Consider the following 19,439-nt stretch of genomic DNA (forward strand, 5'->3'; position numbering starts at 1 on the left):
GCTGGATGATCGACACAGTCCGGTGTGCCGAGCGTCTATGCTGGTGGCGCGCGCGTATCTCGAGCCCAACGGCATGATCAGCATCATTCCCAAGGCGGATACCGGCACCGGCGACCGACCGGAATCACCGGCCCGGTAAGAGGCAGCCTCGCGCCGGCCGCAGTCATCGGCAGCGATCATCCGCCCGCCCGTCAGCCTCGCGGCAGGATGCGCGGGCGAGGCGATCGAATGTTCGCCGCGGAGCGCGGGATCAGCGTTTTCGCCGCGACGGCTGGGCGGCGTCGTAGGAACTACGGGCCCGCTCGACTTTCTCGAGATTGCCCGACCAGTCCACCAAGGCTGCGAACAGCGGCGCCAGGCTGCTGCCCAGCTCGCTGATCGCGTAGACGACGCGGGGCGGAACCTCCGGATAGTAAGTGCGCGTGATCAGTCCGTCACGCTCGAGCTGCCGGAGCCGCTCGGTCAGCACCTTCGGCGTGATCGTGGTGATCAGCCGCTGGAGTTCGACGAAGCGTTGCGGCCCGCGATAGTGCAGCGCCCACAGGATCGGTGTGGTCCAGCGGCTGAACACCACATCGACCACGGGCGCGATCGGGCAGGCGTTCTCCGGAGCGGTATCTCCAGCAGGTTCCCATGCTGTGGTTTCGGTCACAATAGCGCCCCACTCCCAATACTTTCCTCTAGGTACCTACTGTCTTTCGAATAGTAGCGTCGCGTCACCGAAGTCGAAAGGAAATGGCAATGATCGTGGTGACCGGAGCGACGGGCAATGTCGGACGCCCCCTGGTGCAGGCGCTGGCCGCGGCGGGAGCGCAGGTCCGCGCCGTATCGCGCACAGCGGCGGCGGCGGATTTTCCCGCCGGTGTCGAGTATCGGCGGGCCGACCTGCTGCGTGCCGACGAACTGACACCGGCCTTCGCCGGAGCACGCACCGTATTCCTGTTGACCTCCGGTGAATTTCTCGGCGCGGGAGGAGATCTCGGCGAGGTTGTGGATGCCGTCCGCAGTGCCGGCGGGCGCCGGGTGGTGCTGCTGTCCTCGCAAGGTGTCGGCACCGGGAATCATCCGCCGGACGCGGAAGCGGCGGTGCGGGATTCCGGTCTCGAATGGACGATTTTGCGGCCGGGAAACTTCGCCTCCAATGCGCTGCAGTGGGCGGAATCGGTGCGCGGCGAACGAATGGTCGCGGCCCCGTTCGCCGATATCGCCCTGCCCGTGATCGATCCCGCCGATATCGCCGCGGTGGCCGCCACCGTCCTACTCGACGACGTCCACAGCGGCGAAACCTACGAACTCACCGGCCCGGAAGCGATTTCGCCGCGGCAGCAGGCCGCCGCCCTGGGCGTGGCACTCGGCGAACCGGTGCGCTTCACCGAACTGTCGCGCGGACAGGCCCGGGAGCGCATGCTGCAGTTCATGCCCGCCCCCGTGGTGGAAGCCACCCTGGACATGCTCGGCAGTCCGCCGCCCGCCCTGCGGCAGGTGAGCCCGCACGTGGAACGACTCCTCGGCCGGGCACCGCATACGTTCGCCGCGTGGTCGGCACGTAATTCGGCCGCCTTCGCGTAACCGGGAAAAGGCCGACGGTCAGCGGCAGCAGCAGGCGGCCGGAATCTACTCGACCCTGTTGGGCACCGGACCCGCCAAACGCAAGCGGGGATATGCAAATTTGGCGCTCGACGAGCCGCCGCCGAAACCCGTGCTGATCGAGAGCCCCCGGCAGGGCGGCAGCGTGAACCATCTCGGGGTGGAAATCGAATCCTCGGCGAAGGCGCACGCCGAGTCGCCGCGCTCGCGACCGGCTGGTTCGTGGCCGGCCTCGGCACCGCTGCGACGACGAGCCCGGCGTCCTGAGCCGGGCCGGTCAGGCGCCGAGCGAGCGGACCTCACTGTCGAGCAGGGCGGCCTGGGTGACCAGATCGTTCTCCGCCGGGCTCTCTCCCAGCTGGGCGATCAGGTCCGCACGCGTGACGACGGCCAGACCGTCGCCCGGGGCGCCCTCCCGGATCTGCATTCGCCCCTCGGACAGCACGAGACAACTATCGGCCCCGGCCTCGAGCAGTCGCCGCAGGTCGCCCGGATCGACCTGCGTGCGGCCCCCGGGCTCGGGGCCCTTTCCGGATGATTTGTCGGTATCCATGCGCCCCGGATGCCCCGAGTCTCCTCTCGGAAACACCCGCCGCGCTGCCCCGGCCCGATCGCCTTCGTCGCAGGCGATTGCGCGCGTGACCCAGCACAGCGCGGCGGTATCGCCCCTGCCGGCCGGCCGGTCGCACCGCCACGGCGGGCGATTCGGCGTTGCGATACCGGCGTACGCGGGCGACCCGCTGCGGCAGTCCACGTGCCGCGCCGGCTGGAAATGCGCGAGCCCCCCGGATCACCCCGAGCGCGCGGACCCGACCGTGACCTCGGCGGCGCGATATCGGACCCGCGCTGTTTGCGTGCAACGCAGGCGGGTACTGCCGCGCCGCAAGCGAGATATATACAGGGTCGCGGTGGCGTCCCGGGAAGGTTCGTGATGGTGACAACCGATGTGGAACGGATCCAGCGGGCGCTCTCGGAGGCCGATTTCCCGGCGGAGAAGGACGGATTGGTGCGCTGCGCTACCGAGGCGGGCGCCGACGGAGATACGGTGCGGGCGTTGAAAGCCATCCCGCCCGTGGAGTACGCCAACCTCGCGGAAGTGCTGCAGTCGGTGAGCCTCGACGACGGCCGCACCGATGCCGAGCGCGCGGCGCAGAGTCGCGATCACGCGCATCCGACGGTGACCGAACGAGAACGCGTGGTACCGCCGAACCCGGTGGTCGAGGAGTTGGGCGAGAACCGCGGGAGCTGATCGGCAGGAGGTGGATCCCATGGCGGAATCAGTGGTGGACGACGAACTCTGGGACGATTTCCACCGCGTGGTCAATATGTCGTCGCGTGAGCTCGGCGATTGGTTGCGCACGGAAGCGGCGAGCGCGGTGGCGGAACGGGAACCGGATCGGTCCGGGCCCGAAATCGGCCGGCAGGTCCTGGCGATTCTCGGTAAACGCCGGACGGATCTGACCACCGACGATGTGACGGTCATGCGCCGCGTGGTGGCTACGGTCACCGCGGAACGCCGTGACGATCTGGAGCCGGTGGCCGGTGACGCGCAGTTCCGGCATCGGTTGATGTGCCTGGGGCACGATCCCCTGAAGACGGCCTGAGTTCAGCCGCGCAGCAGTTCGGCGACGAGCGCTTCGACCCGGGCGCGGATCTCGTCCCGGATCGGCCGCACGTCCTCGATACCTTTACCCGCCGGGTCGGGCAGGTCCCAGTCGCGGTAGCTGATCCCGGGGAAGACCGGGCAGGTATCGCCGCAACCCATAGTGATCACCACGTCCGAGGACTGCACCGCGTCTGCGGTGAGGATCTTCGGCGACCGGCCGGCGATATCGATACCGACCTCGGCCATCGCCGCAACCGCCGTGGGATTCAGGGTGCCGGCGGGTGCACTGCCCGCGGAGCAGACCTCGATCGCGTCCCCGGCGAGATGCGTCAGGAAGCCGGCGGCCATCTGCGAGCGGCCGGCATTGTGGACGCAGGCGAACAGTACGGTGGGTGTGGTCATGGCAGCGGTCCCTTTCGGTCGAGCAGTGGGGTCAGGCCCGGGCTTCGGTTCCGCGGTGATCCGGTCCCGCTGCTACGGGTGCGCCGGAATCCCGGAACCGGTGGCGTAGTGCCAGGGATACGTACACGAGCCCGACCAATACCGGCACTTCGATCAGCGGCCCGACCACCCCGGCCAGGGCTTGGCCCGAGGTGGCACCGTAGGTGGCGATCGCGACCGCGATGGCGAGTTCGAAGTTGTTGCCCGCCGCGGTGAATGCCAGCGTGGTAGTCCGTTCGTAGCCGAGGCCCATGAGCGCGCCCAGCAGGTAGCCGCCGCCCCACATGATCGCGAAGTACGCGAGCAGCGGTATCGCGATCCGCACGACATCGAGGGGCTGGGCGGTGATCCGCTCACCTTGCAGGGCGAACAGCACCACGATGGTGAACAGCAACCCGTACAGGGCCCACGGCCCGATCCGCGGGATCAGCGTCGTCTCGTACCAGTCGCGGCCTTTCGCACGCTCACCGAACCGGCGGGTCAGGTATCCGGCCAGCAGCGGGATACCGAGGAAGATCAGCACCGATTTCGCGATCGCCCACGGCGACGCCTCGATAGTGACCTGTTCCAGCCCCAGCCATCCGGGCAGTACCGAGAGGTAGAACCAGCCCAGCGCCGCGAACATGACGACCTGGAAAATCGAGTTCAGCGCCACCAGGACGGCGGCGGCCTCCCGGTCGCCGCAGGCCAGATCGTTCCAGATGATCACCATGGCGATACACCGCGCGAGCCCGACGATGATCAGGCCGGTGCGGTATTCGGGCAGGTCGGGCAGCAGCAGCCAGGCCAGCGCGAACATCAGCGCGGGGCCGAGCAGCCAGTTCAGCAGGAGTGACCCGGCCAGCAGCCGCCGATCGCCGGTTACGGTGTCGAGCCGGTCGTAGCGGACCTTGGCCAGCACCGGGTACATCATGATCAGCAGCCCGATCGCGATCGGCAGCGAGATTCCGTCGATCTCCACCGCGGCCAAAGAGTCGCCGAGTCCGGGTATCAACCGCCCCAGCAGTAGCCCGGCGACCATCGCCGTCCCGATCCATACGGGCAGAAACCGGTCCAGCGTGGACAGGCCGCCCACCACGCCCGGAGCAGTGCCGGTGCTCACGCGTCCACCTCGGTGGCCGCACCGCTTTGCACCAGCAACACCTCCGAGAGTCTTCGCAGTGTTTCCGGCACCACCCGGTAGTACACCCAGGACGCGCGTCGCTCACTGGTCAGCAGTCCCGCCCCGCGCAGCACCTTCAGGTGGTGCGAGATCGTCGGCTGGCTCAATTCGATACCTTCGGAGAGGTCGCAGACGCAGGCTTCCTGCCCGGCCCGCGAAGCGATCGAACTGAGCAGCCGCAACCGCACCGGGTCCGAGAGAGCCTTGAACACTGCCGCCAGCTCCACCGACGTCGCCGCCGACAGCGGTTCCCGAATCCTGGGCGCGGAACTACATCCCTCGACCGGTGACACCGACATCCGCGAATTAGACATTCGTCAATATTGACAACTATCTAATCGGCGGGCAACAGAGCGTCGGGTGAACTCCCCCACAGCACGATCACGCCGGCGGCCTCCGCTCGACGGCTGTCGGAGGATGTATTCGAGCGTCGGCGTCCTACCGCGGTGTAGTGATGTCGTCGGCGGGCGCCGGTTCGGCGTGGGTGGCGCGGCTCAGCTGCTGGGAGACCTCGGGCAGGTCGGCGTGGATGCGGCGGTCCATTGCGCGGGCGAGTAGTTCGTCGGCGACCTGACGAACTGCCGGGCGGAGCTGGGCGAGCGTCCCGGCGAGTTCGTTCAGGCGTTCGGCCCGCCCGCCTGTATCGGATGGCCGATCTCGCCGTGGAATACCAGATCACCCGGCCGGGCCCGGCCCGGCGCCGCCTGGCGAAATCCCTGGACCCGCTGCTGCCCCAGCCCGAGTTGCTCGAGACCCTGTCCACACATCTGGCCTATGAGCGCAACCGCCAGCGCACCGCGCGCGCCCTCTATGTCCACGCCAACACCGTCGACTACCGATTGCGCCGCATCGCCCGCCTCACCGGCCTGGATCCGGCCGATTCCGAAGGTCTGTGGCACCTCCAAGCCGCCATGATCGCCAACGCCTACGAAACCACTCACGCATCCGACCGGCACCCGGAAGTCCCGATCGGACCGGCGGTTGCGGGGCCGGCGCGGCCACCACATCGCTGCGCGCGTCGGTACCCCACGGCCCGCCGGTGGGGGCGGCCCTCGGTTGACGGGCGGCCGCGCCTTCGCCGCGATCGAGGTCCACAGGTAGTCGAGGAAACCGCGCAGGGGCTCGGCATCCGGGAACGGGCTGCGTCAGCGCGCTGGTGCGGGGGTCAACCGCGGGACCGGCGGCAGCGGCGCGGACTCCGGGGTGGCGCGGAATGCTTCGATCACGAAAGCGGCGAAGCGCCGTGAAGCCGCGCTGCGGGCGGCCTGCGATCCGGGCTGGATACCTCGGTGCGCCATGAGCATCAGCATCAGGTCGTCCAGCACGAAATCGGGGCGGAGGTCCCCGGTTTCCTTGGCCCGGCGCGCCAGTTCGGTGATCGATTTCAGCGCGTACTCCCGGCTCGCGGCGAAATCCATGGCGTTCGGGAACGTCGACATGAAGGCTTCGGTGAAGCCCCGGCTGTGCGCATTCAAGTCGAACGTGCGCTCGATGACGCGGCAGAAGCCGCGCCACGGGTCCGGATCGGCCAGGCCCTCGTCGGCGATGGCGTGGCAGGTACGCATCTGGTCGGCGAATGCCTCGGTTGCCAGCGATTCCTTGGTCGGGAAATGGCGATAGAGGGTGGCGGGCCCCACCTCTGCGAGCCGCGCGATCTCCCGCATCGGCACGTTCAGCCCCGCGGTGGCGAACAGGGTGCGGGCGGCATCGAGGATGCGTGCGCGGTTGTTCTCGGCGTCGGAGCGCTGCGAGTGAGTCAAATGACCGGGCATCCCTCTCACTTTAGCTAAACGGACGGGGGCGTCCGTTAGCGTCGGAAACGAGCGGGGCGATCCATTCCTCGCCGACCGAACCCACACCGAGGAGTGACAGTGAAAGCAGTCGTCATCCAGTCGTTCGGCAGTGCCGACGGGCTGGCCGTCATCGATATCCCGGCTCCCGTTCCCGGCCCCGGCCAGGTCACGATAGCCGCCGAGGCGATCGGCGTCGGCGGTGTCGATGCGATGATCCGCCGCGGCACCCTCGCCGGCTACGGCATCGAAGAAGGCCATATCCCCGGTTCGGAGGTCGCCGGAGCCGTCACCGCCGTCGGAGAGGGTGTCGACGCCTCGTGGATCGGCAAGCATGTGTGGGCGTTCACCGGTCGCGGTGGCGGATATGTGGAACAGGCTCTCGCCCCGGTCGAGGAGATCCTGCCGCTGCCCGCGGATATGTCCGCTGCCGATGCGGTCACCCTCGGAAGCTCCGGGATGGTGGCCCATTTCGCCTTGGCACACGCCCATTTCGTTCCCGGGGAAGCCGTGCTGATACGCGGCGCCGCCGGCAGTATCGGAATCATGGCGGTCCAGTTGGCGGCCCGCGGCGGCGCCCGCGCCGTAGCCGTCACGACCTCCTCGGCGGAGCGCGGCGCGCGGCTTCGCGCACTCGGAGCGACCCACGTCCTGGACCGCTCCGGCGACGGCGCCGACGCCCCCACCGGTTACGACGTCATCATCGACATCATCTCCGGACCGGATATGCCGGCGTTCTTCGACAAGCTCGCCCCGAACGGCCGTATGGTCGCCGTCGGTGCCGTCGCGGGCTTTCCGCCGGCGGATTTCGGCGCGGCAATGCTGGCTTCGTTCGTGAAATCGCTGTCGTTCGCGACCTTCAGCGCGGACACGGTCGCGCCGTCCGCCCGCCGCGCCGTACAACTCGACCAGTGGGCCGCAGCGGGTAGCGGCGACCTGCGGGCGGTCGTCCACGAATCGCTGCCCCTGGAGAAAGCCGCACTCGCGCATCGGAAGATGGACGACGGCGAGGTGTTCGGCAGAATCGTCCTGGTCCCGTAGCGGAGATCAGTCGAGCACGGCGTACGCCTCGACCTCGACCAGCACATCCGGTTCGAAGAGATAGTCCACACCGATCGCCGACAGCGGCGGTAACGGCTGGGGTATCCCCAGTTCGCCGACGACGCTGTCGATTCCCGCGACGAAGTCGTCGTACTTGTCCGGGCTCCAGTTCGTGACGAAGAACCGCAGGCGTACGACATCGGCGAACGTCGCTCCGGCCCCCGCCAGGCCGCGGGCCGTACTGCGCAGGGCGTGCGCGACCTGGCCGGTGAGGTCACCGGTCGCGACGGGGTTACCGTCGGCGTCGCGCGCGATCTGCCCGGCGACGTGCACGTGGCGGGTGCCGGTGCCGATCGAGACGTGGTGATACGGAACGGGCGCGAACATACCTTCGGGGGTGAGAAGCCGGACTGCCATGGGTGTCCCTTTCGCTGGTGGAAGCAGGTATCCGATATCTACCTGGTGCCCGAAGGGAACTTCAACGAGACTAGGTTTCATGACGGAAACCACCACCGGGGCCCCGCAGCTCACCCAACAGCACCGCGACCTGCTCGATCAGGTGCTCGACAAATGGTCGCTGCGGATCCTCGACGCCCTGTGCGAGCACGGACCGTTGCGCTTCAACGGACTCCGCCGCGCCATACCGGTGGTGACACAGAAATCGCTCACCACCGCGCTGCGGCGGCTCGAACGCAACGGGATGATCGAGCGGATCGTCACCAGCACCCGTCCCGTCGCCGTCGAATACCGCCTGACACCGCTGGGCAGATCGCTACAGGACCTCCTCGACGCACTGCTGAACTGGGCGACAGCCACCCTGCCCGAGGTGGAACGCGCCCGCGCGCAATTCGACGACCTGCCGGATGCGGATCACCCGGCGCGGTAGCAACGCGGTCCCGACCCGGGGTGCGTAAACCGGCCGCAGTGGTCACTCCGGCGACGGCCGTGATCCTCCACCGGGTGATGGTCGATATGTGAACCGGCGACCGCTTGCGAACCCTGGAGTTGTCAAACGGCGACCGGCTGCCTCTTGTCTGTGCGGTGCTGGGGTAGCAGGGTGAAAGGGGCCGGTGGCGCCACCGGGGTGCCGCCCCGAGCAGAGAGGGGGTGGGTCGTGTTCGCGCGATCTACCACAATCCAGGCGCGGCCCTCCGCTGTCGAGGCCGGGATCGAGTACGTGCGCGACGAGGTGCTGCCCGGACTGCGGGCGATTCCCGGGTGCGTGGGGTTGTCCCTGATGGTCGACCGGACTACCGGGCGGTCCATCGCCACCAGTTCGTGGGATTCCCTGGACGCAATGGACGCGAGTAAGTACCGGGTCGCTCCGGTGCGGGACAAGGCGCTCGCCATGTTCGGCGGCAGCGCGCAGATCCAGGACTGGGAGATCGCCGGACTGCATCGGGTCCGCCGGGTGAGCGAAGGGGCATGTGTGCGCGCGACCTGGGTGAAGACCGATCCGAGCCGGCTCGAATCGGCCGTGGAGGTCTACAAGTCCGCCACCTTGCCCGCGATGGAGCAGTTGGACGGGTTCTGTAGTGCGAGCCTGCTGGTCAACCGTCGGTCGGGGCGCGCGGTCTCGTGTACCTGCTATGCGAGCGAGGCGGCGATGCGGGCTTGCCGGGAGCAGTCGGCTTCCCTGCGGGTGGACGCGGCGCGGCAGGCCGGAGTCGAGGCACTGGACGTGCGCGAGTTCGAATTGCCGCTCGCGCACCTGCGGGTGCCGGAAATGGCCTGAGCGCGGTTGCATCATCCACCGCCGAAGTGCGGGCCTCTCTGCACTCGGCGGCGATCAGCCGCAGTGTGACCGGCCTGACATCCACGTGTAACTGGAGGTGCCGCCGCCCCAGTCGATGCACGTGCCCGCAGCGTTCACCTTCACAGGGCCGGCGTAAGTGGTGAAGTTGCCATCGTCATGGATGTAGTTGGTGAAGTTTCCGTCGGCGTTTTGTTTAGCAATGGACGCGAATAGCCGAGAGGCGGTTCCCGGGTTGTTCTTCCACGTGACCACGCAGTTGGTGGTGCCGTTGTAGAGCAGGTGGATGCGTGCGCCGGGGATATCGTGGTGGTCGATTTCGTGGTAACTGCCGCCGCATGCTCCAATCGGAGACGATGCCTGCGCGTCGGCATTCGCCGGGCCGGCCACCGCCAGCGATCCGGCGAGAACTACCCCTGCTGCAAGGGTGAGCCTGGTTGCTCGATTGAGAATACGCACCTGTTGGATGCCCTTTCCGAGATCAACTTTCCGGACCGGTCACACACTACGACCGGCATCGTGGCGATCGACGCGTATCCGCTTCCCACGCTCGGGGAGTTGCATTTCACCTGGTCACCGATCCGGCGGCGAAATAGACAATGGTGCCGGTCGAGGACACCGCGCCGGTGGTGTCCCACAGCGGATCCGGCCGCCGCAACCCCGACAGTGTCCTGGACGTGGTGACTGTGGATGCCTTCCCGCACGGCTTGACCGGTGAGGAAGGCGCCGAGCGGATCCGCAAGCTCTTTCACAAGATGCGGTTCCTGCTGCCGCCGGCCCGGCCCGGCACGGTTCGTCCTGGCCACCGGAGACAGCCTCGGCAGCGAGAACGATGAGATGGAACAGGGGCGCAAGCTCCTCGACCCGATCATCGCGCACAACCCGAACGTCACAATCAGCGCCGAGGTCGCCAGCAACCACTCCGAGATCCTGCGCAAGGATTGCCCCGCGGTCGCCGATGCTGTCCGCGAGCCTGCCGGGATCTGACCACCATCCCCGCACCTCGGCAAACGAACCGTAAGCCATACGTAGGCCCTGCACCGCGAGGGCGTCCCGCATGGGGTGTCCGGCAACCGATGGCGATCTCGAACAGTCAGTGCGTCACCGCTGTTCAGGTGTTCTGCCTACCGGAGGAGGTGCGGGTGGTTGGTTTCGTCGAGCGCGAGAGCGGCGGTCCACAGCGAGGCATCGAGAGTCTTGGGTATCCGCCATTCCTCCGGCGCCACGGCGGGCACGTGGATACGCACCGGGTCCAGTTCGATCAGGTAGCGGTCCGCGACAGCCCACCATTGCCGGCCCGCCGCATCCATGACCACGGCGACGATCAGGTCACCGGTACCGGGCAGTTGCCGGGCCGCGTCCCGCACCGGTCCGGGGATATGCCGGTTCTCCCGCCGGTCGTCGAGCTGATCACCGCACACCACGAACACGAGCCCGAACCCGAACATGTCCGGCCCCAGCACTTTCCGCAACTGCGCGGCCCGCACATGGATCGGGTTGGGTTCGTCGTCGCCCCGGTCACCGGTGAGATCGACGGCGGCGCATTCGGCATCGATACCGTCACCGTCGAACCGGAACCCGTACAGCATCGGCAGCAAACTCGCGGGCATCGACAGCAGGAACCGGGCGGTGATCTCGTCGATGGACTCGTCATCGGGGTACCGGATCGCGCTCATCCGCCGATCCCCCGCACCCAGAACTGGTGCCGGACCACATCCCACAGCGCGGACAGTTCCGGGAACCGTTCACGCATATCCGCAAGATCCGGTGCGGCCCCCAGATCGCTGACCGCGACCACAGTGCGGTCGTCGGCGACGTTACGCAGCCGGATGATCCGTATCCGCTGCCGATCCCGCTGCCACACCGCACGCCACTCCCCCAGTTCGGCGCTGTGGGTTCCACCTACCGGCTGCCGTAGTTGCCCTGTCGAAGGACTTCCGCATCGATCCACCATGCGGGTTATCGTCCGCTGCGGAGGTCCTGCAGTAAGGGTTCAGCGGGACAACCCGATCAGATCGGTCCATCGGCCCAGCGACCGGAACGCCGCGTCCACCACACACATACGAATCGGACCGGTATCAGGGCCGATCCGCACCAGCGAGACTGTCCTCGTCCGAGCGGTTGCCCTGCTCTGATCAGCGAACATCACGTCCGCGCTCGCCCATGAGCAGGGTATCTCGCCTTCTCAGACCAGCCAGCCTCGCTGACGGGCTTTGCAAAAATGCCCGCCGTCCACCTCGATCGCTGTTATCAGGCGCCCTGCGCGCGTTGAATGACCGAAATGATCAATCCCTGGTTCCGGCTGCAAGTACCATCTTCTGGACTTACAGGATGGTTTTTCAGATACTCTTCGGACGGGGTTATTGTCACCCCGATATTTCCGCTCGCCCTTTCAGCGTACACGGCACAGAATCTGCCCTCCCAGTCGTTGACGGTCGTCCGAAGTCCGGTGGCTTCGGTGAATAAACGCGAGTATTCGTTCTCTTGCCACTGTGGAATCGGTTCGTCCATCCACCCCACAGATATGAAGCCTTCCGTCTCGGATCCCCAGTCACAGGATTCTGCAACCACGTGGCCGGCACCGTCGGCGACGGTGCGTTTCGGCACCAGCCCTTGCCGTCCCAGTGCGTTCGATATCTCGTCAGGGGACAGCAGAGTACACAGGTCGACCCCCAGTCTCGCGCTCACACTCGGGGCCGCAGGCGTCGTGGCGGCTGCCGCATCGGCACTGGTCTTCGACGCCGGCGCGGATGCATCATCGACGCTGGCGCATCCTGCCGCGGCAAGCGCAACCGCAGTTGCAAACACAACCACCGCGCCGGGTTGACGGGCGTATTTATACAAGCCAGTTCCTTTGCGTGGGGTATTCATCGAATTCGTCCGGCCAGTCGCTGGGGCCGACTGTTTCGGGCTCGGCGCGCCGCCGACGATCAAGACGCTGCGCAGGTGGTTCGGTATGCGCCGATGCCGGGCCGGCCGGATTCGCCGTCGGTGCTGATGAATCCGGTTCGCTCACCCCCCACTGCCAGACGTATTTCGGCGACGACTTCAATTCCACCACCTCTGGTGGCAGACCCGCCGCAAGGCGATATTCGATTTCCGGCCAAGTGCAATATCCAGCCGCGACCTGGGCCGCATACTGCTGCAGTGATGCTGACGCAGAGGGAGCCGACGCGAGTAACGACATGTAATTCTCGTCGACGCGTATCGGCGGCACGATGTCGTCGAGTGAAAGGTTCTCCAGCTGAATGGTCGCGGTAGCCAAGTCCGCGGAAGAAGCCAGGAACGAGCGCAGTTGTGTTTCGATCTCGGGGTCGAGATTCGGGTCGATCATCCGTTCTCCCAGGGGTTGACACCGACGTTGTAGCCTTGTTGTGGTGCCTTCTGTTGAGTGTCGGCGCCGGCGGCGATACGCGCGACATCTGAACTCACGATCGCCGCCTGTTGAGCGTTGACCGCGGTTTGAGTGATCGGCGAGAGCGTTTCGTCGAGCTGCGCGAACTTGCCTGGTTCACCACTCTTGCTCCCGGTGATGCTGGACAGCAGGTTCTTGGCCGAGGCGACCAAATTTCTGATCTTTTCCAATATCGGCTTAATCGCATTCCAGACGCTGAGGACTATATTGACCAAGCTACCGAACTGGTAAGCGGGCCCGACAAAAGGCACCTTCTTGAGAGCGAACTTTATCAGCGACTTTCCGTCCGACGTGTCGACCTCGGCCTCGAGCATATCTTTCAGCTTATTGGCGATGGCAATGCAGCCGTTTTTGACTTCATCAATAAGCTTGACCATGACGAAATCGACTGTTCTGCCGACCGGCCCCCACCATTCCAGGGCAGCACTGAGGTTTCGGCTGTGGTCTTCGAATGAGATCGCTGCGCGACCGTCCCAGTGTGGGCCGAGTTTGTTGACGCCCCAGGAGAGGTTCTTCGAACTGTCTTCCAGGGCAGCTCCGGCGATCCGGTATGCCGCTCCGATCCGCTTGAGTTCATTCCAATTCCCACTCAACGGCTCGAACAGCTGATTAAGCGGGCTCCACTCGTTGTTGGTAGCCTGCCGGATACCTTGATTGAAGTCACCCAGCCAGCCCGTCTTTTCCTCGATCGCGCGAACGATATCCTCTTCCAGAGTGTCCGGAGGCGACAGCGAAATAGCTGTGGGTTGCGTGTAGGACACCGGGTTCACGTACGCTGCGGTGACACCGCTCTCGGGAGCATCAGCACCGGCCGGGGCAGTTGTCGGATACTCGGTCGTCGCCTGATTCAATGCCGCGTAGTTCTGCTGATCCTGGTCGTGGTACATCCATGCTGCACGATTCAGGTTCGCACCGGATGTCGTGGTAACAGAGCTGAATTGACCGAAACGTTTCGAAGTGAAATCACGCAGTTCAGCGCATTTGGGCACGAAATCGGCGAGGATCTCCCCCATTGCCTTATCCGAGGGTCCTGCATGTGTGTTCACGTAGTTCGAGGCATTGTGAAGATCGACTCCGATAGATCCCAGGAGAACTCCCATCCCCGCAATCTCGGCCGATTCCGCTCTGACTGTTTCCGTCATCTCACACCTCTTCGTTACGACATACATCGCGGCCCGACGGTGATCGCCGGAAGCGCACCTGAGCCAGGAAACGACCGCGCCCAGACGTTCAGCCGGTTGAAGTTATCGGGGCAGCTACGAAGTCCGTAGTACACCAACCCGCCTCCCCCTCTTCACGACTCAGCGTATCGAAGCACAAGCTAACACAGGAAGCCTGTCCTATCGGATCCGCCACCGAGGCCGGCACAGACATCCATCAGATGTCAGTTCAGCAGTCTCATCGGAGTCCCGATCGTCGCCAGGACGCCGATCACCCATTGCTTCACCAACTGCCCCAGACTCGGGTAGCTGCCGTCCAGTCGGCGGAGTTGGAGACCGAATACGGCCTTGCCCGCGGTGGTCCGAGTGAACCGCTGCACCAGCGTGCGGTGCACGAACGACGCCGCGATGCCGGCGGCGACACCGGCAACGAGGGGTGAGATCGGTAGGTCGGCCGATTGCCGGATGTAGACGCCGACTGCCACGCCTATGGCGATATGGAGCAGCATATCCAGCAGGAAGGCAACGGCGAACAACTCGAAAGGGACACGTTCGGAATCCCGGCCGGGACGGCGTTGCGCGGTCATGATCTCGGCGCTTTCGGTACTCATCGAAGCGGAGACCTCACCGTGCTGATAGTTCGCGACCTGACCGATGATGGGCCAGGAACCCCGGCGTGACACATGTTCGTGAGCATAGGCGGCATTGAGATCCGCCGGGGTGTCACGGGGCGCCGCACACGCGACAGCGACGGCTCGGGCCTTCCACCGCGGAATCTTCCATGGCGGAAGGGAAATTTTCGACTTTCGGCATCATTCCTGGTCGAAGGGGTTTCGCGGGTCGGCCGGGATGTGGTTATCTTCCTGGCGCGCCGTATGGATCAACCAGCGGGACAGTCGAATTCATGTCGGCGGGAAGGCCCTGGAGCTTGTCCGTTCCGTACATCGAATTCGTCCGAATCGGACCACGCTCTGGGCTTTTCCGGACCGGCCCAGGAAGGGGATGGTGTGGCGAGAGAGGATCAGCCCGGTTCGACGCTGCCGCGGCGGCAGCTGGGCCGGGCGCTGCGCGAAGCGCGGCAAGGGATGGGGTTCACCCTGGAACAGGCCGCGCAGGAAATGGAGATGAGCAAGACCTCGATCATCCGGATCGAGAAGGGGCACAACGAGAAGGTAAAACTGCGGGATGTGGAAAGTTTCGGCCTACTGTACGAGCTGGGTGAAGAGCAGATCGCCGAGCTCAAGACCCTCGCCCAGCAATCGGCGACGAAATCGTGGTGGATAGGCGACCGTCACTTGATCAAGACGGGGTTCAACACGTATCTCGGGCTGGAGTCCAGCGTCGAACGGCTGTATTTCTACCAACCGATGATCGTGCCAGGGCTACTCGAGGTCGTCGAGTACGCGAGGGCCTTCGAGGCACCTTACTTTCCGAGCGATTCATCAGAAGATGTCGAGCGCCGAATTGCCCTGCGGATGCGGCGCGCATCAATTCTGACGCGCCGCCGAAATCCCGTCACCGCGGAGTTCCTTGTTCACGAGAGTGTTATACACACGAGGGTTGGAACACAGGTAACCATGGCCTCTCAGCTGCGTCATATAGCAGATATGAGCACGCTGGCCAATGTGCATGTACGAATACTGCCGTTCAGCGCTGGGTTCCCTGGAAAGATCCGGCCTGTGCTTCCGTACACCATCATGGAATTTCCGACCGACAGAACCGAATTCGGAGCGGAACCGCCGGTGGTCTACGTTGAGGGCACCACCAGCACTACGTTTTTCGAGGACCAGGCAGATGTACGGCAATACCGGCAGATCCATGCCTCGTTGCGCGACGCCTCGCTGGATGAGCGACAATCAAGGGACCTGCTTCGACAGGTAGCGAGGAGGTACGAGCAGTGAACGACGAACTAGCCGGTGCCGCATGGTTCAAATCGACCTATAGCTCCAATGCCGGAGAGTGCGTCGAAGTCGCTTGGCTGGGTTGTTCCCGTGTCGGCGTCCGAGATTCGAAGAACCCAGCAGGCCCCACCTTGGCCTTCAGCATGAACGACTGGGCAGCGTTCACAGCTACTCTCCGGTGCGGTCCATCCGTTTCGTACTGACCCAAACTGGCTGCTCGGGCACGCGAGTAGCCTTTCGATCAGTCTTGCGTGGCAGGCACCGGTAGCGCGTACACATGATCCTGTCGCCGAACCGGGCCCGCAATCCACCTGTATCGTCAAGACTGATCCGTGTGGACCGCTCACACGCCGGGCAGGAGGGGCATGCGCACCGCGAAGAATCAGCGCCGAGGGGGCGTGCGGAATGTGATGGTCGCCGTAGCGGTGGCCGGGCTGGCCGCCGGGTGCGGGGGCGCTGTCGACGGAGAACCGGCGGCCGGTGGCACGGGTACCACCACCGGAGAGCAACACGTCGAGTGGAACCCCTGCTCGGAACTGTCGGCAGACGCGCTGCAGGCAACCGGCGCAGACCCGGCCACCCGAAGTAGCGTTTTCGACGCACCCGGCAATAAGTCCGCATGGCGGATGTGCACCTGGCAGGCGAACGACGGCCCGTACTTCATCGGAGTGGGGGCCACGGTGTTCACCCAAGACGATGTGTACGAAAACAAGCAGGTCACCGGGATCGAACCGGTACAGATCAACGATCGTTCGGGCCTGACCTACCACCTTGTCGGCAACGAAGACCCGATTCGCCTCTGCTATGTCAGCCTCCCCATGCAGAAGGGGATGCTGAATGTCTATGCCAGCTGGCAGTACAGCGAGCGCGACTCGATCCCCGAGTCGCCGCCCTGCGGGCTGGCGGTTCAGCATGCTCGGACACTCGAGCCCTATCTGCCGGACTGAACTATCCGTGGGCATGAGGTACGAGATCCCGTGCCAGCGCAGCAGGAGATCGAAGCGGGGAGGACATTGTGGCAGAGACTCAGCAGACGACATTGCTGCAGCAGTGGCAGACCATGAAGACCCAGGCGGAGAGTGGTGAACTTCGCATGGAAGCCGACATCAGCGACAAGCTCAAAGCCCGGTGCCATGCTTACAAGACGCAGCTCGAGCAGCTGCTGATCATGACCGACCAACTTCAATATGTCGAAGGTTTCGGCGGCCTGCGCTCGGCCGGCTACCTTCGCAACAAGTTCGCGAACAAGGCGGTGGCCGACGCGGACTCCGCCGCCAACCGTTTGAAGACAGCCATCGATATCGTGTCCCTCATGGAGGAAACCTTCGAGCTGACTGCCCGCCGGCTCGAGGAAACCGATCAGTCCACGTCCAGTGCCCTGGGCAATGCGGGTGTTTGATCATGGTGTGGTGGCGCTCCGACGAGGCGGAGAAGAACAAAGAGACCGACCAGCAGATCATCGAGGACCAGGACAAGAAATGGGGTGACGACCGCGTCGCGGTCGGCAAGGAATGGTCCGGGCTGCTCGGTGAATGGAGTGGGCAATTCGCGCCACCGGCGATCCTGGAAGAGGATGGCTTCGGATCCATGACGCACCAGCAGATCTGGGATGCGCTCCAGACGGTGAACTCAGCGCTCATCAACGACAAGGCCACCGCCTGGCGGGATCTGACTACCAAGCTGCGCGACGCAGATAAGCAGTTTCTCGATGGTGTGAACCAGGACCTGGAAGCCGGGTGGAACGGGCAATCCGGCACCGCCGCGGTGAACGGCGTCCGGGAATTCAGTACCTCTATGGCCTCACTGGCCGCAAGTTTCCAGATGGTCGCACACGGTCTCGATCTGATCGAAGGCCATCTCGCCCAGGCCAAAGCTTCGGTGGGCAAACCAGACGACGAAACGTGGGAGGACAGCGTCACCAACTTCTTGCTCGACGACGATGTTTTCAAAACCCCGCAGTACCGCGCCGACGAAGCCCAGGAAACCGCTCGCCATGTGATGACCACCTATTACGAGCCTGGCGCGGAGGAAGTAGACCGCAAGACCCCGATCCTGCCCGAACCGGTGAAACCCGTGGACGACGGCAGCAAACCACCCCCGGGCACCACCCCTTCGCCGGGTAACGACACCACCAACGGGAACAACAACGGCACCGATACCGGGACGAATACCGGGGATCCGGGGCAGCAGCCGACCGGTGAGGACCCGCAGTCCACCGAACCGCAGTCGGCCGAACCGCAGAGCACCACGCCGCAGAGCACTGCACCGCAATCGACAACTCCTCAGTCGACGACCCCGACGACCCCCTCGCTTACGACCGGGTCGCCCACCGCCCCCGGCACTCCCGGCATCCCGGCGGGTACGCCGTCGGGTGTCCCGCAAACCACCGCCCCGCATATCCCGGGTCAGACGGTTCCCGGCGGCAACCCGAACAAACCGGTCGGCGCACCTGCCGCGACCGCGCCCGCGAACACCGCCGGCCGGGCCGGGCGCACCGGAATGCCCGGCATGATGGCACCGGGTGCGCGCGGCGCCAACCGGGACGAGGACGACGAGCACGAAATCCCCGACTACCTGATCTACGACCGCGGTAGCGAACTGCTCGGCACCCAGCCACCGGCACTGCCTCCGGGCGGGGTGATCGGCGGGTGAACGACCTACAGTGGCGCCTGGACGGGGAGATGTTCATCCAGGCGGTGCGCCGGTTCGATCGTGACCGGTTGCCGTACCCGATCCGAGTTCTGCCGCTCGGGCCCACCGAAACGCCGCCGACCGCCGCGGAATACGAGCAGGCCCGGGTGGCGGCGGCGCAGCGGCTCGCCGCGATATCGGACGAAAATCTGCGCCGGGCGTTGCAGGTGCTGCTCGAACCGCAGGTCCGGGTCGAAGTGCACGGAGCATACGACCGGGGTTTCGAACGAGTGGTGCGGCTCCATGCCGGTATCACCGGCCGTTCCGCGACCCTCGCCGTCCAGGCACCGGGCCCGACGAAGGAGTACGGCGGCGATATCCACCTGCAGACCTGCGCCCCGCACGAGTTGGCGGCCCGGCTCGTAGCCTGTCTTCCGCGCTGCGCCCCGGGCCGGTTCGCGACGGTCCGCGGGGCCCGGTCCGATATCGGGCAGATCGAATACGCCCGGCATCCGAGCCGGATATCGCGGGTCGAGCAGATCAACCAGATCCTGCGCCGGCCGCGGTCGGGTATCGGCGAGATCGGTATCTTCGCCGGGCCGGCCGTAGATTCCCGCCCCACCGGTAACCCGCACGGTTTCCACTGGATGGACCTGCTCCCGCAGGACGGCCGCTACCTGCTGATCAAACACAGCGGCGAAGAGTTCACCCTCGCCCCCGGCTCGCCGGACGAAATCGTCCAGCGACTCCAGCATGCCATCGGCACGGTCCGGCAAGCAGCACCCCGCCGCGCACCCGCCTCGCAGCAGCCGGCCCGCCGGGACATCGCGCAACCCCGGCGCGAACTGTCCCCTCCGACATCCTCACGACGTGGGCTCTCCCAGGCCGAGATCGACGCCGACGACGCCTACTTCCGGGAACGCAACCAGCGCGGCTGGTTGTCCTGACCTTC

29 protein-coding genes and 1 pseudogene are annotated in these 19,439 nt (G+C 65.5%); 16 read left to right on the forward strand and 14 right to left on the reverse strand.

Features of this window, described 5'->3' with window-relative positions:
* Nucleotides 1–250: 250 nt before the first annotated feature.
* The gene (locus tag IU448_RS21085; RefSeq protein WP_195057358.1) at nucleotides 251–652 is read right to left on the reverse strand and encodes a winged helix-turn-helix transcriptional regulator; all 402 of its coding nucleotides are present in this window, start codon (nucleotides 650–652) and stop codon (nucleotides 251–253) included.
* 89 nt (nucleotides 653–741) lie between these two features.
* On the opposite strand from IU448_RS21085, the gene IU448_RS21090 reads away from it, so the two are divergent.
* Nucleotides 742–1,569, forward strand: coding sequence for an NAD(P)H-binding protein (locus IU448_RS21090; RefSeq protein WP_195057359.1), 828 nt, complete (start codon nucleotides 742–744; stop codon nucleotides 1,567–1,569).
* Between the two features lie 43 nt (nucleotides 1,570–1,612).
* Nucleotides 1,613–1,807, forward strand: a pseudogene (locus IU448_RS29065) (glyoxalase/bleomycin resistance/dioxygenase family protein); the annotation flags it as partial.
* Between the two features lie 57 nt (nucleotides 1,808–1,864).
* On the opposite strand, the gene IU448_RS21095 reads toward IU448_RS29065, so the two are convergent.
* Nucleotides 1,865–2,140: a hypothetical protein gene (locus IU448_RS21095; protein ID WP_195057360.1), complete on the reverse strand. Its 276-nt coding sequence runs from the start codon at nucleotides 2,138–2,140 to the stop codon at nucleotides 1,865–1,867.
* Between the two features lie 378 nt (nucleotides 2,141–2,518).
* Between IU448_RS21095 and IU448_RS21100 the strand changes: the two genes are divergently transcribed.
* Both IU448_RS21100 and IU448_RS21105 read left to right on the forward strand, forming a co-directional pair.
* Nucleotides 2,519–2,836, forward strand: coding sequence for a DUF2795 domain-containing protein (locus IU448_RS21100; RefSeq protein WP_228813681.1), 318 nt, complete (start codon nucleotides 2,519–2,521; stop codon nucleotides 2,834–2,836).
* A 19-nt stretch (nucleotides 2,837–2,855) separates the two neighbouring features.
* Nucleotides 2,856–3,191, forward strand: coding sequence for a DUF3140 domain-containing protein (locus IU448_RS21105; protein ID WP_195057361.1), 336 nt, complete (start codon nucleotides 2,856–2,858; stop codon nucleotides 3,189–3,191).
* Nucleotides 3,192–3,193: 2 nt separating this feature from the next.
* On the opposite strand, the gene IU448_RS21110 is transcribed toward IU448_RS21105, so the two are convergent.
* From IU448_RS21110 to IU448_RS21120, 3 genes are read right to left on the reverse strand one after another with little or no spacing between them, the layout of a single operon-like run.
* Nucleotides 3,194–3,595 carry an arsenate reductase ArsC gene (locus tag IU448_RS21110; RefSeq protein ID WP_195057362.1) on the reverse strand — a complete coding sequence of 134 codons (402 nt, stop codon included), beginning with the start codon at nucleotides 3,593–3,595 and terminating at the stop codon, nucleotides 3,194–3,196.
* A gap of 31 nt (nucleotides 3,596–3,626) precedes the next feature.
* Nucleotides 3,627–4,736, reverse strand: a complete 1,110-nt coding sequence (gene arsB, locus IU448_RS21115; RefSeq protein ID WP_324188658.1) for an ACR3 family arsenite efflux transporter — start codon at nucleotides 4,734–4,736, stop codon at nucleotides 3,627–3,629.
* Nucleotides 4,733–5,095, reverse strand: a complete 363-nt coding sequence (locus IU448_RS21120) for an ArsR/SmtB family transcription factor (RefSeq protein ID WP_228813683.1) — start codon at nucleotides 5,093–5,095, stop codon at nucleotides 4,733–4,735. Before IU448_RS21120 ends, arsB begins: the two co-directional genes overlap by 4 nt.
* 348 nt (nucleotides 5,096–5,443) lie before the next feature.
* Between IU448_RS21120 and IU448_RS29600 the strand changes: the two genes are divergently transcribed.
* Nucleotides 5,444–6,043, forward strand: coding sequence for a PucR family transcriptional regulator (locus IU448_RS29600; protein WP_195057364.1), 600 nt, complete (start codon nucleotides 5,444–5,446; stop codon nucleotides 6,041–6,043).
* On the opposite strand, the gene IU448_RS21130 is transcribed toward IU448_RS29600, so the two are convergent.
* Nucleotides 5,942–6,568 carry a TetR/AcrR family transcriptional regulator gene (locus IU448_RS21130; protein ID WP_195057365.1) on the reverse strand — a complete coding sequence of 209 codons (627 nt, stop codon included), beginning with the start codon at nucleotides 6,566–6,568 and terminating at the stop codon, nucleotides 5,942–5,944. The two genes, IU448_RS29600 and IU448_RS21130, sit on opposite strands and share 102 nt — an antisense overlap.
* Before the next feature lie 99 nt (nucleotides 6,569–6,667).
* Here IU448_RS21130 and IU448_RS21135 point away from each other — a divergent pair, with 99 nt between their 5' ends.
* Complete coding sequence (locus tag IU448_RS21135) at nucleotides 6,668–7,627, forward strand: zinc-binding dehydrogenase (RefSeq protein ID WP_195057366.1); 960 nt, start codon at nucleotides 6,668–6,670, stop codon at nucleotides 7,625–7,627.
* 6 nt (nucleotides 7,628–7,633) lie between these two features.
* Here the strand turns inward: IU448_RS21135 and IU448_RS21140 are convergent, their stop codons facing one another.
* Entirely contained in the window at nucleotides 7,634–8,044 is a 411-nt protein-coding gene (locus IU448_RS21140) for a RidA family protein (protein ID WP_195057367.1), read from the reverse strand.
* 79 nt (nucleotides 8,045–8,123) lie between these two features.
* Between IU448_RS21140 and IU448_RS21145 the strand changes: the two genes are divergently transcribed.
* Together IU448_RS21145 and IU448_RS21150 are read left to right on the forward strand one after the other, a co-directional pair.
* Nucleotides 8,124–8,513 (forward strand): winged helix-turn-helix transcriptional regulator, encoded by a 390-nt coding sequence (locus tag IU448_RS21145; protein WP_195057368.1) that lies wholly within the window; start codon nucleotides 8,124–8,126, stop codon nucleotides 8,511–8,513.
* A gap of 228 nt (nucleotides 8,514–8,741) precedes the next feature.
* Nucleotides 8,742–9,362, forward strand: coding sequence for an antibiotic biosynthesis monooxygenase (locus IU448_RS21150; protein ID WP_195057369.1), 621 nt, complete (start codon nucleotides 8,742–8,744; stop codon nucleotides 9,360–9,362).
* A gap of 54 nt (nucleotides 9,363–9,416) precedes the next feature.
* On the opposite strand, the gene IU448_RS21155 is transcribed toward IU448_RS21150, so the two are convergent.
* A complete protein-coding gene (locus tag IU448_RS21155) occupies nucleotides 9,417–9,839 on the reverse strand; it encodes a hypothetical protein (protein WP_195057370.1) in 423 nt (140 codons plus the stop codon).
* A 140-nt stretch (nucleotides 9,840–9,979) separates the two neighbouring features.
* On the opposite strand from IU448_RS21155, the gene IU448_RS21160 reads away from it, so the two are divergent.
* Nucleotides 9,980–10,216 (forward strand): hypothetical protein, encoded by a 237-nt coding sequence (locus IU448_RS21160; protein ID WP_195057371.1) that lies wholly within the window; start codon nucleotides 9,980–9,982, stop codon nucleotides 10,214–10,216.
* A gap of 1 nt (nucleotide 10,217) precedes the next feature.
* Nucleotides 10,218–10,367 (forward strand): hypothetical protein, encoded by a 150-nt coding sequence (locus IU448_RS21165; protein WP_195057372.1) that lies wholly within the window; start codon nucleotides 10,218–10,220, stop codon nucleotides 10,365–10,367.
* Nucleotides 10,368–10,504: 137 nt separating this feature from the next.
* On the opposite strand, the gene IU448_RS21170 is transcribed toward IU448_RS21165, so the two are convergent.
* From IU448_RS21170 to IU448_RS29075, 6 genes are all read right to left on the reverse strand, one after another.
* Nucleotides 10,505–11,056 carry a hypothetical protein gene (locus tag IU448_RS21170; protein WP_195057373.1) on the reverse strand — a complete coding sequence of 184 codons (552 nt, stop codon included), beginning with the start codon at nucleotides 11,054–11,056 and terminating at the stop codon, nucleotides 10,505–10,507.
* A complete protein-coding gene (locus IU448_RS21175; RefSeq protein ID WP_195057374.1) occupies nucleotides 11,053–11,334 on the reverse strand; it encodes a hypothetical protein in 282 nt (93 codons plus the stop codon). The genes IU448_RS21170 and IU448_RS21175 overlap by 4 nt, the downstream gene beginning before the upstream one ends.
* Nucleotides 11,335–11,630: 296 nt before the next feature.
* On the reverse strand, nucleotides 11,631–12,224 hold the full coding sequence (locus IU448_RS21180) for a DUF3558 family protein (RefSeq protein WP_195057375.1): 594 nt from the start codon (nucleotides 12,222–12,224) through the stop codon (nucleotides 11,631–11,633).
* Nucleotides 12,217–12,714, reverse strand: a complete 498-nt coding sequence (locus IU448_RS21185) for a hypothetical protein (protein ID WP_195057376.1) — start codon at nucleotides 12,712–12,714, stop codon at nucleotides 12,217–12,219. The genes IU448_RS21180 and IU448_RS21185 overlap by 8 nt, the downstream gene beginning before the upstream one ends.
* Nucleotides 12,711–13,808: a hypothetical protein gene (locus IU448_RS21190; RefSeq protein WP_228813685.1), complete on the reverse strand. Its 1,098-nt coding sequence runs from the start codon at nucleotides 13,806–13,808 to the stop codon at nucleotides 12,711–12,713. The genes IU448_RS21185 and IU448_RS21190 overlap by 4 nt, the downstream gene beginning before the upstream one ends.
* Nucleotides 13,809–14,179: 371 nt before the next feature.
* Complete coding sequence (locus IU448_RS29075; protein ID WP_195057378.1) at nucleotides 14,180–14,638, reverse strand: RDD family protein; 459 nt, start codon at nucleotides 14,636–14,638, stop codon at nucleotides 14,180–14,182.
* A 324-nt stretch (nucleotides 14,639–14,962) separates the two neighbouring features.
* On the opposite strand from IU448_RS29075, the gene IU448_RS21200 reads away from it, so the two are divergent.
* From IU448_RS21200 to IU448_RS21225, 6 genes are all read left to right on the forward strand, one after another.
* Nucleotides 14,963–15,856, forward strand: a complete 894-nt coding sequence (locus IU448_RS21200; RefSeq protein WP_195057379.1) for a helix-turn-helix domain-containing protein — start codon at nucleotides 14,963–14,965, stop codon at nucleotides 15,854–15,856.
* On the forward strand, nucleotides 15,853–16,059 hold the full coding sequence (locus IU448_RS21205; protein WP_195057380.1) for a DUF397 domain-containing protein: 207 nt from the start codon (nucleotides 15,853–15,855) through the stop codon (nucleotides 16,057–16,059). The genes IU448_RS21200 and IU448_RS21205 overlap by 4 nt, the downstream gene beginning before the upstream one ends.
* A gap of 162 nt (nucleotides 16,060–16,221) precedes the next feature.
* Nucleotides 16,222–16,803 carry a DUF3558 domain-containing protein gene (locus tag IU448_RS21210; protein ID WP_195057381.1) on the forward strand — a complete coding sequence of 194 codons (582 nt, stop codon included), beginning with the start codon at nucleotides 16,222–16,224 and terminating at the stop codon, nucleotides 16,801–16,803.
* A 68-nt stretch (nucleotides 16,804–16,871) separates the two neighbouring features.
* Entirely contained in the window at nucleotides 16,872–17,255 is a 384-nt protein-coding gene (locus IU448_RS21215; protein ID WP_195057382.1) for a hypothetical protein, read from the forward strand.
* 2 nt (nucleotides 17,256–17,257) lie between these two features.
* Nucleotides 17,258–18,508, forward strand: coding sequence for a WXG100 family type VII secretion target (locus IU448_RS21220; protein ID WP_195057383.1), 1,251 nt, complete (start codon nucleotides 17,258–17,260; stop codon nucleotides 18,506–18,508).
* On the forward strand, nucleotides 18,505–19,434 hold the full coding sequence (locus tag IU448_RS21225; RefSeq protein WP_280457141.1) for an ESX secretion-associated protein EspG: 930 nt from the start codon (nucleotides 18,505–18,507) through the stop codon (nucleotides 19,432–19,434). The genes IU448_RS21220 and IU448_RS21225 overlap by 4 nt, the downstream gene beginning before the upstream one ends.
* The last annotated feature ends 5 nt before the right edge of the window (nucleotides 19,435–19,439 follow it).

This window comes from Nocardia flavorosea, assembly GCF_015477805.1.
In the GTDB taxonomy this organism is placed as follows: Bacteria; Actinomycetota; Actinomycetes; order Mycobacteriales; family Mycobacteriaceae; genus Nocardia; species Nocardia flavorosea_A.

Coding starts and splice junctions, on each gene's coding strand:
- IU448_RS21090 (WP_195057359.1), top strand. CDS start 742: ATGATCGTGGTGACCGGAGCGACGGGCAATGTCGGACGCCCCCTGGTG.
- IU448_RS21095 (WP_195057360.1), bottom strand. CDS start 2,140: ATGGATACCGACAAATCATCCGGAAAGGGCCCCGAGCCCGGGGGCCGC.
- IU448_RS21100 (WP_228813681.1), top strand. CDS start 2,519: ATGGTGACAACCGATGTGGAACGGATCCAGCGGGCGCTCTCGGAGGCC.
- IU448_RS21105 (WP_195057361.1), top strand. CDS start 2,856: ATGGCGGAATCAGTGGTGGACGACGAACTCTGGGACGATTTCCACCGC.
- IU448_RS21110 (WP_195057362.1), bottom strand. CDS start 3,595: ATGACCACACCCACCGTACTGTTCGCCTGCGTCCACAATGCCGGCCGC.
- IU448_RS21120 (WP_228813683.1), bottom strand. CDS start 5,095: ATGTCGGTGTCACCGGTCGAGGGATGTAGTTCCGCGCCCAGGATTCGG.
- IU448_RS29600 (WP_195057364.1), top strand. CDS start 5,444: ATGGCCGATCTCGCCGTGGAATACCAGATCACCCGGCCGGGCCCGGCC.
- IU448_RS21130 (WP_195057365.1), bottom strand. CDS start 6,568: ATGCCCGGTCATTTGACTCACTCGCAGCGCTCCGACGCCGAGAACAAC.
- IU448_RS21140 (WP_195057367.1), bottom strand. CDS start 8,044: ATGGCAGTCCGGCTTCTCACCCCCGAAGGTATGTTCGCGCCCGTTCCG.
- IU448_RS21145 (WP_195057368.1), top strand. CDS start 8,124: ATGACGGAAACCACCACCGGGGCCCCGCAGCTCACCCAACAGCACCGC.
- IU448_RS21160 (WP_195057371.1), top strand. CDS start 9,980: ATGGTGCCGGTCGAGGACACCGCGCCGGTGGTGTCCCACAGCGGATCC.
- IU448_RS21165 (WP_195057372.1), top strand. CDS start 10,218: ATGGAACAGGGGCGCAAGCTCCTCGACCCGATCATCGCGCACAACCCG.
- IU448_RS21170 (WP_195057373.1), bottom strand. CDS start 11,056: ATGAGCGCGATCCGGTACCCCGATGACGAGTCCATCGACGAGATCACC.
- IU448_RS21175 (WP_195057374.1), bottom strand. CDS start 11,334: ATGGTGGATCGATGCGGAAGTCCTTCGACAGGGCAACTACGGCAGCCG.
- IU448_RS21185 (WP_195057376.1), bottom strand. CDS start 12,714: ATGATCGACCCGAATCTCGACCCCGAGATCGAAACACAACTGCGCTCG.
- IU448_RS21190 (WP_228813685.1), bottom strand. CDS start 13,808: ATGGGGGAGATCCTCGCCGATTTCGTGCCCAAATGCGCTGAACTGCGT.
- IU448_RS21210 (WP_195057381.1), top strand. CDS start 16,222: ATGCGCACCGCGAAGAATCAGCGCCGAGGGGGCGTGCGGAATGTGATG.
- IU448_RS21220 (WP_195057383.1), top strand. CDS start 17,258: ATGGTGTGGTGGCGCTCCGACGAGGCGGAGAAGAACAAAGAGACCGAC.